This is a genomic window from Microbulbifer zhoushanensis, from assembly GCF_021729055.1.
GTDB classification, from domain to species: Bacteria; Pseudomonadota; Gammaproteobacteria; order Pseudomonadales; family Cellvibrionaceae; genus Microbulbifer; species Microbulbifer zhoushanensis.
This window is the reverse complement of record NZ_JAJSAO010000003.1, coordinates 35,490-51,774: the sequence shown is the minus strand read 5'-3', so window position 1 is coordinate 51,774 and position 16,285 is coordinate 35,490. Positions and strand designations below refer to the sequence as shown.

Genomic DNA, 16,285 nt, shown 5'->3' with positions numbered 1-16,285 from the left:
TCGGCTATCCCAGGGGCGGCCGGAAGGGCTCGATGGTGACCCAGTCACCGGTGTCGCGGTCGCCGCTTTCCCGCGCGAGCACGATAAAACAGTTGGCGCGGGAGAGTCCCGACAGGATATGGCTGCCCTGTATGCCGGTGCTTTCCACCACCTGCAGGCCATCACTGTCGCGGTAGGTGAAACCGCGCTGGTAGTCGGTCCGTCCCGGTGACTTGCGAATCGGGTTGAGCAGGCGTGCACGGCTCTGGAAGGGTGCCCGCCGCTCGCTGTCGGCAACGCCCCGCAACTTTTCCAGCGCCGGTAGGACCAGCTGGTAGAGGGTTACCAGGGCGGAGACCGGGTTGCCCGGCAGGCCGAAAAACAGCGTCTCGCCCCCGGCTTTCGGTAAGCGTCCGAAGGCAAAGGGTTTGCCCGGCTTGATCGCCAGTCGCCACAGGTCCAGTTGCCCCAGTTGCTCGAGTACCGCCCGGGTATAGTCGGCTTCACCCACCGACACCCCGCCGCTGGTGATGACTATATCGGCACAGTCGCGGGCGCGCTCGAAAGCGGCGCGAATACTGTCGGGACAGTCTGGCAGGCAGCCGATATCGATGGTCTCGATACCCAGCTGCCGCAGGGCCGCGTCCAGGGCGATACGGTTGCTGTCGTAGATTTCGCCGGGGCCGAGATCTGCAGCGGGGGTTCCCGGTGGTCGCAGCTCGTCGCCCACGGACAGCAGCGCCGCGCGCACCGGGCGCATCACTACCAGCTCCCTTACACCGGCGGCCGCCAGCAGGGCAACATTCGGCACGGTGATTGCCCGGCCCGGTGCCGCCAGCGTATCGCTACAGCGGACATCCTCGCCCCGGCGGCGGATATGGCTGCCGGCGGCGGGAACCGTCTCGGGGACCAGTATTTGTCCAGGCGCCGAATCTCCGGGAGCGTCGCCATGAACCCGGGCGTGCTCCTGCATCACCACCCGGTCGGCGCCAGGGGGCAGGGCGGCGCCGGTCGTGATGCGCACACACTGGCCGGCGAGCAGGGTGCCAGTGAAGGGATGGCCGGCCAGGCTCTTGCCGACCAGCTCATAGCGTTGCGCCTCGCCGCACAGGGCATAACCATCCATGGCCGAATTGTCGCAGGGGGGCAGGTCAACCTGTGCCGGCGCGCGCTCTGCCAGCACGCGGCCGCAGCACTCGCCCAGCGGCAGGGTTTCGGTTTCCCGCAGCGGGGTAATGGTCTGCAGGAGTGCTTCGCGCGCCTGCTCTACGGTAATCAGGCCAGTGGTCAGGCAGGAATCGATGGTCATGGGACTGTCAGCTTCTCAGGGTTACGGCTTTATTCTGCTCTTCCCATGACCTTAGCGCGATTGCCGGAAAAAGAAAATTGGTGGATGGGTCAGGCAACATCCCGGGCCTGCGCTCGCAACAGTGCCGCGAGCTCGGGCTTGCAGGAGCCGCAATTGGTGCCACAGCCCAGCTGCTCGCCGAGTGCTTCCACGCTGGCGGCGCCGTCACTGATTGCAGTTTCGATCTGCTCCCGGGAAACCTGCATGCAGCTGCAGACCATCGCGGACGCCGGCGCAGCCCGTCGCAACAGCTGAGCCGGCTGATCGGGCAGCGGTTGCAGTAGCCATCGTTCCATTGCCCTGCGGTCCGGCAGCTGGCGCCAGTGGCTGGCACTGAACAGCAGCAGTTGCAGGGTATCCGTATGCACCAGCCAGCGCTCCGACTGCAGCAGCTGCAGTCGTTGCCAGCGCAGTGGCACGCTGTCTTCGGGAACCAGCTGCCGGGCCAGAGCGCGACAGTCTGTCGGCAGCGACAGGGCCAGCTCGAAGCGATCACCGCCCTCACAGGGAACACGGTACCAGTGCAGCAGCTCACCAGAGGCCGTCATGTCCTCCATCAGGCCACCGACACGGGCGGCAGTGGCAGGGGGGCAGGCCAGGCTCAGGTAAGCTTTTGCCCTGAGCGGGTGAAGCTGTACCGGCACCTGCTTGAATTCGGGCTGTCCGGAATGGGGATCGGTCACCGCCCCCGCCAGTGCGCTGACGCGGCTGAGGCCGGCCAGGCTCTCGCTCCAGTGAATCGGTGCAAACAGTTCACCGGCCCGCTGCGATGCATCGACCAGCACCCGTGCGCGCATCCGGCCGTGGCTACTGGCAATTTCCGCCAGCTGGCCATCCTCGACCTGGTAAGTGCTGGCATCCGCCGGGCTCAGTCGCAGCTCTGGTAGCTCGGTATGATCCAGCAATTTTCTGGCGCGCGCAGTGCGGGTCATCGTATGCCACTGGTCGCGCAGGCGACCGGTATTGAGCCACAGGGGAAACGACTCGCTGCGGCGCTGGGTAGGTGCGCGGGGTTCAATAGTCACGAAGCGGGCGCGGCCGGAGTCGGTAAAGAATCGCCGATCGGTGAACAGACGTGGAGTTCCGGCGGGGTTGTCCCGGTTGACCGGCCACTGCAGCGGTGCCAGTTGGTCGTATTGGCGCGGTGTAATCCCGGCCAGCGCAGAGATATCGAAGGCCCGCTCACCCCGGTTCTCGAACCCGGACAGGGCGGCGTGCTCGCGAAATATTTCCACTGGCTTCTGGTAGCGGAACGCGTCGCCGTGGCCGAGCCGTTCCGCCAGGTCGCAGATGATCTGCCAGTCGTGCCGGGCCTCCCCGGGCGCGGGCAGGAAGCTGCGTTGCCGGGATATACGGCGCTCCGAATTGGTGACGGTGCCGTCCTTTTCCGCCCAGGTGGTGGCCGGCAGCAGCAGGTCAGCACAGCGCGCGGTATCAGTATTAGCGACGCAGTCGGACACCACCACTAGCGGGCACTGTTGCAGTGCCCGGGTGACGCGGCCGGCATCGGGCATGCTTACTGCGGGATTGGTTGCCATGATCCAGATGGCCTTGATCTCGCCGCACTCTACCGCGCGAAAAAGGTCCACCGCCTTCAGGCCCGGTCGCCGGGCGATATTTTCCGCCTGCCAGAAGCGGCCGACCCGGTCGATATGGTCGGCGCGGAAATCCATATGCGCGGCGAGCATATTGGCCAGGCCTCCCACTTCACGGCCGCCCATGGCGTTGGGCTGTCCGGTAATCGAAAAGGGGCCGCAGCCGGGCCGGCCGATACGGCCGGTGGCCAGGTGGCAATTGATAATTGCGTTGTTCTTGTCGGTGCCGCTGCTGGACTGGTTGACGCCCTGGGAGTAAAAACTGACGGTCCTGTCGGTCTCAGCGAACGCCTGGAAAAATGCCCGCACTTCCCCGGTATGCAGGCCGCACGCCTGGGCGGTTTTTTCCAGCGGCCAGTCAGCTGCCGCGGCCAGCGCTCCCTCGAAACCGCTGGTGTGCTGGTTGATAAACTCGCGGTCCAGGCAACCGGTTGTCGCCAGGTAGTTGAGCAGGCCACTGAACAGGGCCGCGTCGCTGCCCGGGGCAATGGCCAGGTGCATATCTGCCATATCACTGGTAGCGGTGCCGCGCGGGTCAATGACCACCAGCCTCGTCTGCGCCGCCTGCATGCGCTGGAACAGCACCGGGTGGGTCCAGGCAGCATTGGAGCCCACCAGCACCACCAGGTCGGCCTGTTCCAGGTCCTCGTAATTACAGGGAACGGCGTCTGCACCCAGGGCGCGCTTGTAGGCGGCCACTGCCGAGGACATGCACAGGCGGGAATTGGTATCCACATTGCCGCTGCCGATGAAACCTTTCATCAGCTTGTTGGCAACATAGTAGTCCTCGGTGAGCAGCTGCCCGGAAAGGTAGAACGCGACCGAGTCCGGGCCGTGCTCGGCAATGGTTTCGGCAAAGCGCGCCGCCATAAAGTCCATGGCGGTCTCCCAGTCGCAATCTGCGCCGCGCAGGCGCGGCCTCAACAACCGGTCCCGCTCACCCAGTGTCTCTGCCAGTGCCGAGCCCTTGACGCACAATCGCCCCAGGTTGGCCGGGTGCTGCTCATCGCCGCAGGCACTGGTGTTTTCGCCGTCGTCGCCTGCCTCACGGGTTACGGCCACCCCGCAACCCACGCCGCAGTAGGGACAGGTGGTGCACGTCCGGTGCGCGCGGAGAAGCTCCCGCGGTGCCATGGTCAGGGCGAGTCCGGCATGCTGGCGATGACGACGGTATCGCCATCAAATGCGGCAGCAAAGGTGTCGAGGCGGATCCCCGGATCCTCCAGGCACTGGCCATCGCGCAGGCGGAAATGCTGCTTGTAGAGGGGCGAGGCAACCGTCAGTTCACCATCGACCTCGGCGATTATGCCCCGGGCAATCACGCCGGCACCGGCGATCGGGTCCCAGTTGTCGATGGCGTAGAGCTGCTGCTCGGCATGGGGAATAAAAAATAAGGCGATGCTCCTGCGGGGCGCTAATGGCCCGGCCGCAGAAACATCGCCTACGAGAACACACACTCCTGAATCGGCAACCAGGTCTGATCGCTGGCAGACCGGCTGCCATGGAGTGGGGGTTATGGCAACTTCTGTCATTATTTATACTCCAGAATGCAATGATTGTGCAGCAAAATTCGAAAATTAATTTAATTGCGCCGTTTTGGTGCAGTTTGCTGGAAAACAGCCGCGCTCAAGCGGGCTCGGCGATCTTTACGACCTCTTCTTCACGGGCGGGTCGTGGCTGGCCACGCTCTTCCACGAAAACGATTTTTTCATCCGGTTCGTCGGTATTCACAAACTGGCGGAAGCGCTTGAGCATCTCCGGATCGTTGATGGCCGTTTTCCATTCACACTGGTAAGTGCCGACCACGTTCGCCATCTGCACCTCCAGTTCCTCGCCAAGGCCCAGCTTGTCGTCAATGATGACCTCACGCAGGTAGTCGAGCCCGCCCTCGAGGTTTTCCAGCCACACTGAAGTGCGCTGCAGCTTGTCGGCGGTGCGGACATAGAACATCAGGAAGCGGTCGATATAGCGCACCAGGGTCTCGTCATCCAGGTCGGTGGCGAACAGGTCCGCGTGGCGCGGGCGCATGCCGCCATTGCCGCAGACAAACAGGTTCCAGCCATTCTCGGTGGCGATTACGCCCACATCCTTGCTCTGCGCCTCGGCACATTCGCGGGTGCACCCGGATACCGCCATCTTGATCTTGTGCGGTGAACGCAATCCCTTGTAGCGATTCTCGATATGCAGGGCCATGGCAACACTGTCCTGTACCCCGAAGCGGCACCAGGTACTGCCCACGCAGGACTTCACCGTGCGCAGTGACTTGCCGTAGGCGTGCCCGGTTTCGAAGCCGGCCTCAATCAGCTCCCGCCAGATCTCGGGTAACTGTTCCAGCCGGGCACCGAACAGGTCGACGCGCTGGCCGCCGGTGATCTTGGTGTAGAGGTCGTATTTCTTGGCCACCTGGCCCAGCACGATCAGCTTGTCCGGGGTGATTTCGCCCCCGGGTACCCGCGGTACCACCGAGTAGCTGCCGTTCTTCTGCATGTTGGCCATAAAGGTGTCGTTGGTGTCCTGCAGGCCCACATGGGGCCTGTGGTGGATATGGTCATTCCACAGGGAGGCGAGGATGGAGGCCACGGTGGGCTTGCAGATTTCACAGCCGCGACCGCTGCCATGCTTCTGCAACAGGTCCTCGAACGTACGGATTTCTTCCACCTGGACAATATGGAACAGCTCCTGGCGGGTAAATTCAAAGTGCGCGCACAGGTGGTTGTTGACCTCCATGCCCAGTGCCGCGAGCTCCTCGTCGACAACGTTTTTCAATAGCGCGGAGCAACCACCGCAGCCGGTAGATGCCCTGGTGACATCCTTGACCTCACCCAGTGAACAGCAACCCCCTTGCACCACATCGACAATCTGGCCCTTGCTGACATTGTGGCAGGAGCAGATGGTGGCGGTTGCGGGCAGTGCCCCGGCACCGAGTGTGGGGGCGTCGCCGTCCGCGGCGGGCAGGATCAGTTGCTCCGGGTGCTCCGGCAGGTCGATATCGTTCAGGTGATACTGCAGCAGCTGGTCGTAGTCGCCGGTGTCACCCACCAGCACGGCGCCCAGCAGCTTCCTGCCGTCGCCGTCAGTAATTATGCGTTTGTAGATGCCGCTCTGTTCGTCGACAAAAGTGATTGCTGCGGCGCCCTCGGCGCGACCGTGGGCATCGCCGATGGATCCTACCTCGACGCCCAGCAGTTTAAGCTTGGTGCTCATGTCGGCACCGGTAAAGCTGGCCTCCTCACCGCAGAGCAGGGAGACCACATTGCGGGCCATGGTGTAACCGGGAGCCACCAGGCCATAGATGAAGTTTTCGTACAGCGCACACTCGCCAATGGCGAAGATATTCCCGTCGGATGTGCGGCAGGATTCATCGATCACGATACCGCCGCGCTCACCGAGTTGCAGTCCGGCGGCTTGTGCCAGCTTGTCTTCGGGGCGGATACCGGCGGAGAAAACGATCAGGTCGGTGACCAGTTCGCGATCATCCTTGAACTGCATACGCAGGCGACCGCTGTCTACTTCCTCGATCAGTTCGGTAGCGGTGCTGGTGTGGACAGTTACGCCCAGGTCCTCAATCTTGTCTTTCAGCAGTCCGGAACCGCCCTCATCCAGCTGGATACCCATCAGGCCCGGGGCGAACTCCACTACGTGGGCTTCCAGTCCCAGTTCTTTCAGCGCGTTGGCAGCTTCGAGCCCCAGTAGGCCACCGCCGACAACGACGCCGGTGGTGGCGTTTTCACTGGCCGCGCGAATCGCGTCCAGGTCCTCAAGCGTGCGGTAAACGAAGCATTTCCCGTGCTCATGGCCGGGAATCGGTGGTACGAACGGGTAGGAGCCGGTGGCCAGGATCAGGCGGTCATAAGTTTTCTCCACACCGCTGGCGGAAGTTACGGTCCGCTTTTCCCGGTCGATGGAGACTGCGGCATCGTTCAGTAGCAGGTCGTAGCCCCAGTCGCGGTACTGGTCGATCCTGCCCAGCGCCAGGTCGTCGGCGCTGCGGCCGGCAAAATATTCAGACAGGTGCACGCGATCGTAGGCCGGTCGTGGCTCGGCGCAGAAGACGGTGACCTCGAACAGTGCGTTCTCGGGGCGCGCAGCCAGCTGCTCAAGGAAATGGTGGCCCACCATTCCGTTGCCGATAACGATTAGTTTTTGCTTAGCCCGCGGTTCAACCATGTGAGTTCCTGCCGTGTTGTCTCTGAATGATCCGGCAGGGTGGGGCGGGGAGGGTGGTGTAGGCACGGCCTCTACCCCTTCTGCCGAAGGGTACAGGCGCCGTTGCCTCGTAAGGGATTTTCTGTATTGGTGTAATCAGGGATTCAAGGATTGTGCCAAACGCGTCTCACCGGTTTATGCGGGTTTGCCGCTGCTGCCTGTGACTGGTGTGCGGCAAGCTGGTGCAGGGGCGGCCGGGTTGCACCGTGTTGGTGCCGGCAGGGTGTTGCGCAAGGTTTTGTTCCGGTTTGTCACTGCAGGAAATGCAGCAGGTGCGAGAGCAGTAACAGCAGTGCTACGAGCTGCCAGAACAGCAGCGGGTTGCGCTCCATCAGTGGCGCGCTGTCCGCGTGGGTGAACTCGGGGTTGGGTGTGTGCAGGTCGTGGACAAACTCCGACAGGGCCGCGTAGCGATGACGGGGGTTGGGATGGCAGGCCCTCTGCAGGGCCCTGTCGATCCACAACGGTAACTCCGGGCGGTGATTCCTGGCTGGCCGATAGTGGAGCGCGCTGTAGTTGTGCAGCCGGTAAAGCCGGTCGCCTGCTCGCTCGCGATAGGGATAATGGCCAGTGAGCAACTCATAGGTGATTACCCCGAGGGAAAAAATGTCTGATCGGTGACTGGCGGCATCGCCGAGAAAGTATTCGGGAGCAATATAATTCTTGCTTCCCGGGACCCGGTCGCTGCGATGGTGCAGGTGCTCCCTGAGTCCTGCCGCATTTGCGCCGCCCAGGTCGACCAGCTTCAGGCGTCCGTCGGCGGAGATCATGATGTTCTCGGGTTTCAGGTCGCCGTGGATAATCTCCATCCGTTGCAATCGTCGCAGTGCACTGACCAGTTGCTGCACCAGTTCCCGCACCTGCTCGATTGGCGGCGCCGGGTTCAGTTCCAGCCACTGGCGCAGGCTCTGGCCCTCGACATATTCCATCACGTGGTAGAGGAACTGTTGAGACGCCGGTGGGGCATAGATGCGCACGATACCCGGGTGATCCAGCCGCCTGCCGGTCCATTCCTCGGCAATAAAGTTCTCTATGTAGGCCGGGTCATCAATAAAATTGGCCGACGGTGTCTTGATGACACGCAGGGCACCACTGCCGGTATCGCGGGCCAGGTAGAGCTGGCTGCGGGCACTGGCGTGCAGCTCCTGCAGGACCAGGAAACCATCGAGCCGGTTGCCGGGGCGCAGGTCCGGGGGGAAGGGCAGCCTGTCGCGCTGCCCCAGCAGGTCCTCGCTTTCCGGTTCCGGGCACACCCGGACACGGACCACAGCTGCGCTCAGGTTGTCTTCCGAACCGGCAGCGAGCGCCGCGTCCAGAAGTGCCCGGGCGGGGTCGTCGGTCTGTGCTCGCAGTATTGTCGCGATGCGCGCCGGGGCCAGGTAGTCGTGCACCCCGTCGCTGCAGACCAGGAAGATATCGCCCTGCTCCAGCTGCTCACAGCGGTAGTCCACCTCAATATGGGCGTCCATACCCAGGGCGCGGGCCAGGAAGGTGCGGTTGCGTCCTAAAGCTCGGCTGTGGTCACAAGTAAGGCAATCCAGGGTGTCGCCGCGCAACCGGTAGATACGGGAGTCGCCGATATGGATCAGGTGGGCACTGGCGCCCTTGAAAATCACGCAGGAAAATGTGGTCAGCCAGCCCTGGCGGAGTTCCCGGCTGCCGCCGCCCTGGCGGTAGAGCCAGCTGTTCAGTGCGTGCAGCACCCGCGCGGCCGCCTGTTTGACGGACCAGGTTTCGGGCGTGCTGTAGTAGTCGGACAGGAACCCACTGATCGCCGCGCGCGCCGCCTCACCGCCGGCTTCGGCACTGGCAACCCCGTCTGCGACCGCTGCCAGGGCTCCGCGGAACAGGCGTGCGGAGCCACTGGGCGCACAGACCGCACATGCATCATCGTTATGGACCCGCCGTCCGGCACAGGAAGCGCTGGTCATGACCAGCGCTTCCTGCCGCCTGTCATCCGCCCTGGCTCGGCTGTCTGTGCCTTGCGGGACGTGCGTGTCGGTCGCGGAAGGCATGGTATTCAGGTCACATCGATCAGTGAGACGCTGCCATCCGGCAGCACTTCCGCCATCTGCCCCTGCGGTTCCTCCATCAGCAGGAGCACGGCAAAGCCCACCAGCGCGGTGGCGGCAATCACCAGGAAGAAGGCCTCGTAGGAAACCAGGCTCAATACCGTCAGGTAAAACACTGCCCCCACATTGCCGTAAGCGCCTGTCATGCCGGCAATCTGCCCGGTAAGGCGCCGCTGGATCAGGGGCACCACGGCGAAGACCGCACCCTCACCGGCCTGCACGAAAAAGGAACAGCCCATGGCGGCGGCCACGGCCAGTAGCAGTGGCCAGGTGCTGTCGATCTGGCTCATCGCCAGGTAACCCGCCATCAGGCCCAGTACCAGGACCTGGAGCGTGGCCCGGCGACCGAACCTGTCACTGAAAAGGCCGCCCACCGGGCGGGACACCAGGTTCATGAAGGCGTATCCGGAGGCCAGCAGCCCGGCCCGCACCGGGTCGAGGCTGAAGGTTTCGGAAAAAAACAGCGGTAGCATGGAGACTACCGCCAACTCAGAGCCAAAGGTGGCGAAATAGAGCAGGTTGAGGATCGCGACCTGCTTGAACTGGTATCGATGCGCGGGCGCCGGTGGTGTCTGCAGTACCTCGCGGTTGATTTCCCAGCAGCGGCGGGCGTCCAGGACATAGAGGAGTACCAGCGCCGTATAGACCAGGCTGGCCCAGGTTCCGTCCAGCAAGGCTACCCCCGCGGGGGATAGCTTCCAGGTGAGCAGGGCCAGGGCGGCGTACAGCGGCAGTTTCATCACCAGCAGCAGGGCAAAGTCGCCGCGGCTGGTGACCTCCATGCCGCCCATCCTGCGCGGCTTGAAGTAAGTCGATCCCTTGGGGGTGTCGGTCACACTGCGGTAGTACACAAAGCTGTATCCCAGCGCGAGTACGCCGGTGAGGCCGATTGCGTAGCGCCAGCCATCATCACCGCCGAACAGGAGGGCAATCGTGGGCAGGGTTATGGCTGCCGCCGCCGAGCCGAAATTACCCCAGCCGCCGTAGATTCCCTCAGCCGTGCCCAGCTGTCGGGCCGGGAACCATTCGGAAACCATGCGGATCCCCACCACAAAGCCAGCGCCGATAAAACCGAGGAGCAGGCGGCCCAGGGCCGCCTGTACGAAGCTGTCAGCGAGGGCGAAAATAAAACAGGGAATGCTGCCAACTGCCAGCAGTATGGAGTAGGTCAAGCGTGGGCCATAGCGGTCGGTGAGCATTCCGATCACGATACGCGCGGGAATGGTCAGTGCCACGTTCAGTATCAGCAGCGTCTTTACCTGCCCGGGGCTTAACGACAGGCTGTCGGAGATTGCCATCAGCAGGGGCGCGTGGTTAAACCAGGCAAAAAAACTGATGAAAAATGCCACCCAGGTGAGGTGGAGAATCCGTATATTCCCGCGGAATGAAAACAGGTTCAGTGATTGGCTGGACATGGTTGCTTCCTCTTATCGCTGTGCAATGCGGGCATGCCGGTCGATATCCTCTGGTCTCGATGGCACACCGCGCGCGGCCGCGGGCATAAAAAAAGCCCACGGGTGCAGCCTTGGCTGCGGCCGGTGGACTTCGTTGTCCAGGTTTCTAGTTTTCTCTGTGAGCGGCATTCGCCGCTTTAATTTCCTGGTGCCGGTGCAATTTGCCGGGCACGCTGTCCGGGTTCAGTGCTTGCCGAGATAATCCAGCACCTGCTGGTACAGCTCCTCGCGGAAAGCCCCGGCAGCTTGCGGGGACACCGGTGAGAACTTGCCGCATAGCTCCAGCAGTTGCGTTGCCTTTTCCCGGGTCGGGCGCCCGCAGTCGCTGTCGGTGTGCGCAAACAGGTGCCAGCCGGGATTGGCTGCCGGGGGCTGGCCATGTTGACAGTGCAGCTGGTCATTCAGTGAGGGGGCCAGGCTGTCGGCATCCAGGTCCAGGTAGTGTTGTTGCGCGAGCAGCGCCACCGCATCACGTCGCTGGGCGCGGTCGCCAAGCCAGGTGCAGGCCTGCAGCAATGCGGCGCGCAGGGCCAGGTGCGTCTGTGGGTGCCTGGTGTGCCAGCCCGCAGTAACGGCAAGCACTTTCTCCGGCATGGCCGGCAGCAGGGCATTGCAGGCTGCCACGATTACGCCCAGTCCCCGTTGTGCGGCAATGGTGTTCCAGGGTTCACCCACGCAGTAACCATCGATATCACCCCGCTGCAGTGCCGTTACCATCTGTTCCGGCGGCAGGATATGTAGCTGCAGGTCCCGGTCGGGATCGATACCGGCCAGGCGTAGCCAGTGGCGCAGCTGTAGCGTGTGGCTGGAGTGGGGATAAACCGTCGCCAGTTTCAGTGGCGGGGCCGACGCGGGCTGTGCATGCAGGTAGTCCCGCAGTGCCGCACCGGTGGTGCTGCTATCGCCCCCACCGTTGCCCAGTCCGAGTGACTCGAAAAGGTTCTGCGAAAGCGTAATGGCGTTGCCGTTGCAACTCAGGATCAGGCCGGTCAGTAGTTGCTCCTCGCACTGGGGCAGGGCCTGTGACAGGGTCAGCGGCATGGGGGCGAGCATGGCTGCACCATCGGCGACGCCGCTGATCAGGCGATCACGCAGAGTCGCCCAGGAGGTTTCCCGCTGCAGTTCCACTGTCAGGCCAAACCGGGCAAAAAATCCCTCCTCCTGCGCTACTACCAGCGGCGCGCTGTCGGTCAGCCGCAGGTACAGCAGTTTGATATGTCGCTTTTCCAGGTGCAGTGGTGAGGCTGGGGTCATGACTGGGACTGTAAGTGGTTAATGATCTGTTCCGCCACCGCGAGCATGGTGGAGTTGCTGTTCATGGCCAGGTTGCGCAGGGTCTTGTGAGCCGCCTGTTCATCGAGGTTTTTCCTTGCCATCAGCAGGCCCTTGGCACGCTCGATGGTCTTGCGTTCATGCAGTTGTTGCTGGGTCCGCTCCAGGGATGCGCGCAACTGCTGGTAGCTGCGAAACTGCGCCATGGCGATCTCGATCGCCGGTGTCACGCGTTCGGCACTCAGTCCCTCGGCCATATAGGCACTGACTCCGGCCTCCACAGCACTGGTAATAAAGTCAGCGCCCCCGCGGGCGGAGAACATGGCCACCGGGGTGGGGTTCTGTCGATTGATGATCGACAGGCTCTCCAGGATATCCCGGTCTGGTGACTCAATATCGATCAGGACAATATCCGGACGATGGTTATCCACCTGTTGCAGCAGGCCGGCAGCACTATTCAGGTGCACGAGCAGGCGGTAACCGGCAGCGCGGAGCTGCCGGCAGACCATTTCTGCTCGTTCTGGCTGGTCGTCGACCAGCATGATGCCAAGGGGGTCGTTCATTGGACCTGCTGTTGTCTCACCGTCTTGTCGCTTGAGTCTTTCTGGTTCCGGGTGTCACTGGTTAAATCGGTGCAAGCGCAGTGCCAGACCGCACCGGCTGTTACTGCGGGAGGCTGGGCCGGGCAGGCACCCACAAAAAAGCCCGGCGATAAATCCTGTTATCGCCGGGCCCCGTTGCCTGTGGTATTGGCAATCAAGAATCATACCAATTAGGGCAAAGCACTAAATGCCATGGTCCGTGCGTGAAGCCCCGTGCTATTTTGGGTATTGGCCCGGGGCAGTTTGCGCCGTTTTGGTGCCAGCCTGCCTGCAAAGTGTTTTTTTGGTGCGAGCCGTCCGGTATGGCGCGTGCGGTGACCCGGGAGTGGGCACTCGCAGATGCGCGCCGGGGATACCGTAACAGGCAAGTTCGCTTTGTGCGGGTATTGGGGCGCCACTCGGCTGGCCGGGCCTGGCCGATCTATGGCATAAAGCTTGCGTGCTATGGATCGGGTGGCTGCCTGTGGAATTGCCGGCACCCCGTGAATTCGCCGGGAGAGGTAAATCGAAGAAACCGGATATTTCCTTTTGTTGGGAATATTTACTTCGGGAGCGCCTTTTCCGGAAACAGAAACAATCCTGACAGGAGAGAGCGTCCCGAGCAGGACAATAAAACCACTGATACCGATCACAAACACCGAGCCCGTTTCCCTAAGTCCGGCCCAGCCCATGAGTACCGGGGCTGGATAGGGGAGTCGGGCCGTGGCCACCAGTTGGCGGAACTTCCACACTGGCCGGGCCACCAGGGTCGGCGGAGAAATCCTCCGGCCTCCCGAGAGCCTGCAATCCCTGCGGGCTCGCTGACTTGGAAAGGCGTTTGATGCTTACAGACAACCATGGGCGCAGGTTCTATTACCTGCGGCTGTCCGTCACAGATGTCTGCAACTTCCGTTGCGACTATTGCCTGCCCGAAGGGTACCAGGCGACGGACAATTCCCCCCACCTGGGCACTGCGGAGATATCGACCGTGGTGCGCGCGTTTGCCAGCCTCGGTACGCAGAAAGTGCGGCTGACCGGGGGTGAGCCCTCCCTGCGTGCAGACCTCCCGGAAATCATTGCCGCCACCAAGGCCACCCCGGGTATCCGCCGGGTCGCGGTGACCAGCAACGGCTACAAGCTGCCACGGGTGATCGGCCAGTGGTGTGACGCCGGCCTCGACCAGCTGAATATCAGCATCGACACGCTGGACCCGGCGGAGTTTGCCGATTTTACCGGGCATGACTGCCTGCCGAGGGTACTGCGCGGTATCGAGCAGGCCCGGGCGCTGGGGCTTGAAGTAAAGGTGAACGCCATGTTGCTGCAGGGCGGCGCCGACCGGCGCCTGCGTGAGTTCCTGGGCTGGCTGCGGCATACGCCGGTGACATTGCGGTTTATCGAGTTGATGCGCACCGGTGACAATCGCGAGTTTTTTGCCAGCAACCATATTCGTGGTGACGCCGTGGAGCGGGAACTGGTGCGGGATGGCTGGCAACTGGTAGAGCGGCCACGGGATGCCGGGCCTGCCCGCGAATATCGTCACCCGGATTACCTCGGCCGTATCGGTTTTATTACCCCGTATAGCGAAGATTTCTGCGATAGCTGCAATCGGCTGCGGGTGTCCGCCCAGGGCCGCCTGCACCTGTGCCTGTTCGCCGAGCACGGCATTGACCTCTATCCCGAAATTGCTGCCGGCGACAGTGCTGCCCTTGCGGAGAGGATCCGCCGGGAAATCGGTGCCAAGGAACCGAGCCACTACCTGCAGCAGGAACAGGTCGGCGCAACCCGTAACCTGTCAATGCTGGGGGGCTGATCGTGGCCGATACACGTACCAGTATTATCTGCCCCGTGGTGCTGGCTGGCGGAGGGTCCCGTCGCATGGGGCAGGACAAGGCGGCGATGGTGCTGCCCGGCGGAGAAACGCTGTTAGAGCGTGCGGTGGGGCATCTGGAGGAGTTGCGCCGGCAGTTTCCCGCTCGCTGGCTGGCTACCAGGGTCAGTGGGGCAGCCTGGGGCGGGGTGGCGGATATCGGTTCGTCGCGGGGACCGGTCAGTGGGCTGCATGCGATTGCCGAGGATCTGGCCGGGGTGCTGGAACCGGCCGCTGGGGGCGCGGGACCGCCGGCAATCCTCGCTGTCCCCGTCGACATGCCGCTGTTGACAGTGGCCCCGCTGGCAGCCCTGTGCCGTGCAGGTGTTGGGAACGGTGCCCGTGCACTCTGTTATGAGCGCCTGTGGCTGCCGCTGTGGCTGCGCCTCGACGATAACGCCCGGGATTACCTGCGGGATGTCTCCGCCGGCCGGGGGGACGCCTCCCTGCGACAGCTGGTTCACCAGCTCGGCGGTACAGAGTTACCGGTGGGGGAGAGTGGCTGGCAAATGAATGTTAATTGCCCGGCTGAATTCAGCCGGCTGCTGCGTATCCTGGGATCTCCGCAAACAGGGATCCCCGGCCGTGGGCGAGAATTACAGGAGAGTATCCATGACTGATCACACCAACGAAACTACCGCAACGGTACCCGTGCCGCTCAATGTGGCAGTGCTGACCGTATCTGATACCCGCACCGGGGACACGGATACCTCGGGCCAGTACCTGGCCGAGGTACTGCGCGCCGCAGGCCATAACCTGATGGAGCGAAAGATCGTCCCGGATGATGTCTACCAGTTGCGGGCCCAGGTTTCCCTGTGGATAGCGGATCCCGCCGTCCAGGTGGTGCTAACCACTGGTGGTACCGGTTTCAGTGGTCGCGACTCCACCCCGGAGGCCCTGCAGCCGTTGTTCGACAAGCAGGTTGAGGGGTTCGGGGAACTGTTCCGTGCAGTGTCGCTGCAGGAGATCGGTTCCTCCACAATCCAGTCCCGCGCACTGGCGGGCCTGGCCAATAACACACTGGTGTGCTGTGTGCCTGGTTCCACCGGTGCCTGCCGTACCGCGTGGGAGCAGATACTCTGCCAGCAGCTGGATTCCAATTTCCGGCCCTGCAACTTTGTAACGCACCTGCAGCGAGGGTAAGCGCATGGAATTGACGCACCTGAACCAGCGCGGTGAAGCCAGCATGGTCGACGTCACTGACAAGTCGGTAACCGACCGGGGCGCCCGTGCCGCTGCAGAAGTACGCATGAGTGAGGCGGCCTTTCGGCAGCTGGCGGAGGGTAATAACCGCAAGGGTGACGTGCTCTCGGTGGCACGCATTGCCGGCATCCAGGCGGCGAAAAAAACCGCCGACCTGATTCCCCTGTGTCATCCGCTGGCGCTGAGCAAGGTCCAGGTGGAGTTTGCGTTGGACCCGGATCATTGCTCTGTCCGTATCCGCAGCTTCTGCCGGCTGGCGGGGCGCACCGGGGTGGAAATGGAAGCCCTGACCGCAGCATCGATGGCGGCACTGACCATTTATGATATGTGCAAAGCGGTCGATCCGGCCATTGCCATCGGCAATATCCACCTGCTGGAGAAATCCGGGGGCAAACATGGACACTGGACGTCACCACAGGGTGATGCGGAACCCGGACTGGCAACCGCGGAGGAGCACTGGTGATTCGCATACTTTTTTTTGCCAGCCTGCGGGAAGAGCTGGGTTGCGAGCAGCTGGAGCTTCCCGTGGCTGGCATGGGTGACATCAGCCAGGTCAGGGCAGCCCTGCAGCAGCGCGGGGAAAAGTGGGCGGTCGCGCTCGGCCGCGGGAACCTGCAGGTGGCCCTCAACCAGGCCCTGGCCGGGGACTCGAGCACGGTGAAAGCCGGGGACGAAGTGGCTTTCTTCCCACCGGTGACCGGGGGGTGA

At 63.0% G+C, this 16,285-nt stretch carries 13 protein-coding genes and 1 riboswitch; of the genes, 5 read left to right on the top strand and 8 right to left on the bottom strand.

The window, feature by feature from the left end; genetic code table 11:
• Positions 1–4: 4 nt before the first annotated feature.
• The 8 genes from moeA to LVD10_RS06440 all read right to left on the bottom strand — a co-directional run bounded on the left by moeA (position 5) and on the right by LVD10_RS06440 (position 12,489).
• Positions 5–1,288 (bottom strand): molybdopterin molybdotransferase MoeA, encoded by a 1,284-nt coding sequence (gene moeA, locus LVD10_RS06475; protein ID WP_237062543.1) that lies wholly within the window; start codon positions 1,286–1,288, stop codon positions 5–7.
• Positions 1,289–1,377: 89 nt separating this feature from the next.
• Positions 1,378–4,056 (bottom strand): nitrate reductase, encoded by a 2,679-nt coding sequence (locus LVD10_RS06470; RefSeq protein WP_255774598.1) that lies wholly within the window; start codon positions 4,054–4,056, stop codon positions 1,378–1,380.
• Between the two features lie 2 nt (positions 4,057–4,058).
• Positions 4,059–4,454, bottom strand: coding sequence for a nitrite reductase small subunit NirD (gene nirD, locus LVD10_RS06465; RefSeq protein ID WP_233006194.1), 396 nt, complete (start codon positions 4,452–4,454; stop codon positions 4,059–4,061).
• A 94-nt stretch (positions 4,455–4,548) separates the two neighbouring features.
• Positions 4,549–7,089: a nitrite reductase large subunit NirB gene (gene nirB, locus LVD10_RS06460; RefSeq protein ID WP_233006193.1), complete on the bottom strand. Its 2,541-nt coding sequence runs from the start codon at positions 7,087–7,089 to the stop codon at positions 4,549–4,551.
• A gap of 290 nt (positions 7,090–7,379) precedes the next feature.
• A complete protein-coding gene (locus LVD10_RS06455) occupies positions 7,380–9,059 on the bottom strand; it encodes a bifunctional protein-serine/threonine kinase/phosphatase (RefSeq protein ID WP_237062529.1) in 1,680 nt (559 codons plus the stop codon).
• 89 nt (positions 9,060–9,148) lie between these two features.
• Entirely contained in the window at positions 9,149–10,615 is a 1,467-nt protein-coding gene (locus tag LVD10_RS06450; protein ID WP_237062526.1) for a NarK family nitrate/nitrite MFS transporter, read from the bottom strand.
• A gap of 222 nt (positions 10,616–10,837) precedes the next feature.
• Positions 10,838–11,908 carry a CmpA/NrtA family ABC transporter substrate-binding protein gene (locus tag LVD10_RS06445; RefSeq protein WP_237062524.1) on the bottom strand — a complete coding sequence of 357 codons (1,071 nt, stop codon included), beginning with the start codon at positions 11,906–11,908 and terminating at the stop codon, positions 10,838–10,840.
• Positions 11,905–12,489: an ANTAR domain-containing response regulator gene (locus tag LVD10_RS06440; protein ID WP_237062522.1), complete on the bottom strand. Its 585-nt coding sequence runs from the start codon at positions 12,487–12,489 to the stop codon at positions 11,905–11,907. Before LVD10_RS06440 ends, LVD10_RS06445 begins: the two co-directional genes overlap by 4 nt.
• Before the next feature lie 662 nt (positions 12,490–13,151).
• Positions 13,152–13,360: riboswitch (molybdenum cofactor riboswitch) on the top strand.
• On the opposite strand from LVD10_RS06440, the gene moaA reads away from it, so the two are divergent.
• From moaA to moaD, 5 genes are all read left to right on the top strand, one after another.
• Positions 13,349–14,317 carry a GTP 3',8-cyclase MoaA gene (moaA, locus tag LVD10_RS06435; RefSeq protein WP_237062520.1) on the top strand — a complete coding sequence of 323 codons (969 nt, stop codon included), beginning with the start codon at positions 13,349–13,351 and terminating at the stop codon, positions 14,315–14,317. Its footprint overlaps the riboswitch before it by 12 nt.
• Positions 14,318–14,319: 2 nt before the next feature.
• A complete protein-coding gene (gene mobA, locus LVD10_RS06430) occupies positions 14,320–14,994 on the top strand; it encodes a molybdenum cofactor guanylyltransferase (protein ID WP_233006187.1) in 675 nt (224 codons plus the stop codon).
• Positions 14,987–15,517, top strand: coding sequence for a molybdenum cofactor biosynthesis protein B (gene moaB / locus LVD10_RS06425; RefSeq protein WP_233006186.1), 531 nt, complete (start codon positions 14,987–14,989; stop codon positions 15,515–15,517). Before mobA ends, moaB begins: the two co-directional genes overlap by 8 nt.
• Positions 15,518–15,521: 4 nt before the next feature.
• Positions 15,522–16,040 (top strand): cyclic pyranopterin monophosphate synthase MoaC, encoded by a 519-nt coding sequence (moaC, locus tag LVD10_RS06420; RefSeq protein WP_233006185.1) that lies wholly within the window; start codon positions 15,522–15,524, stop codon positions 16,038–16,040.
• A complete protein-coding gene (gene moaD, locus LVD10_RS06415; RefSeq protein WP_233006184.1) occupies positions 16,037–16,285 on the top strand; it encodes a molybdopterin converting factor subunit 1 in 249 nt (82 codons plus the stop codon). The genes moaC and moaD overlap by 4 nt, the downstream gene beginning before the upstream one ends.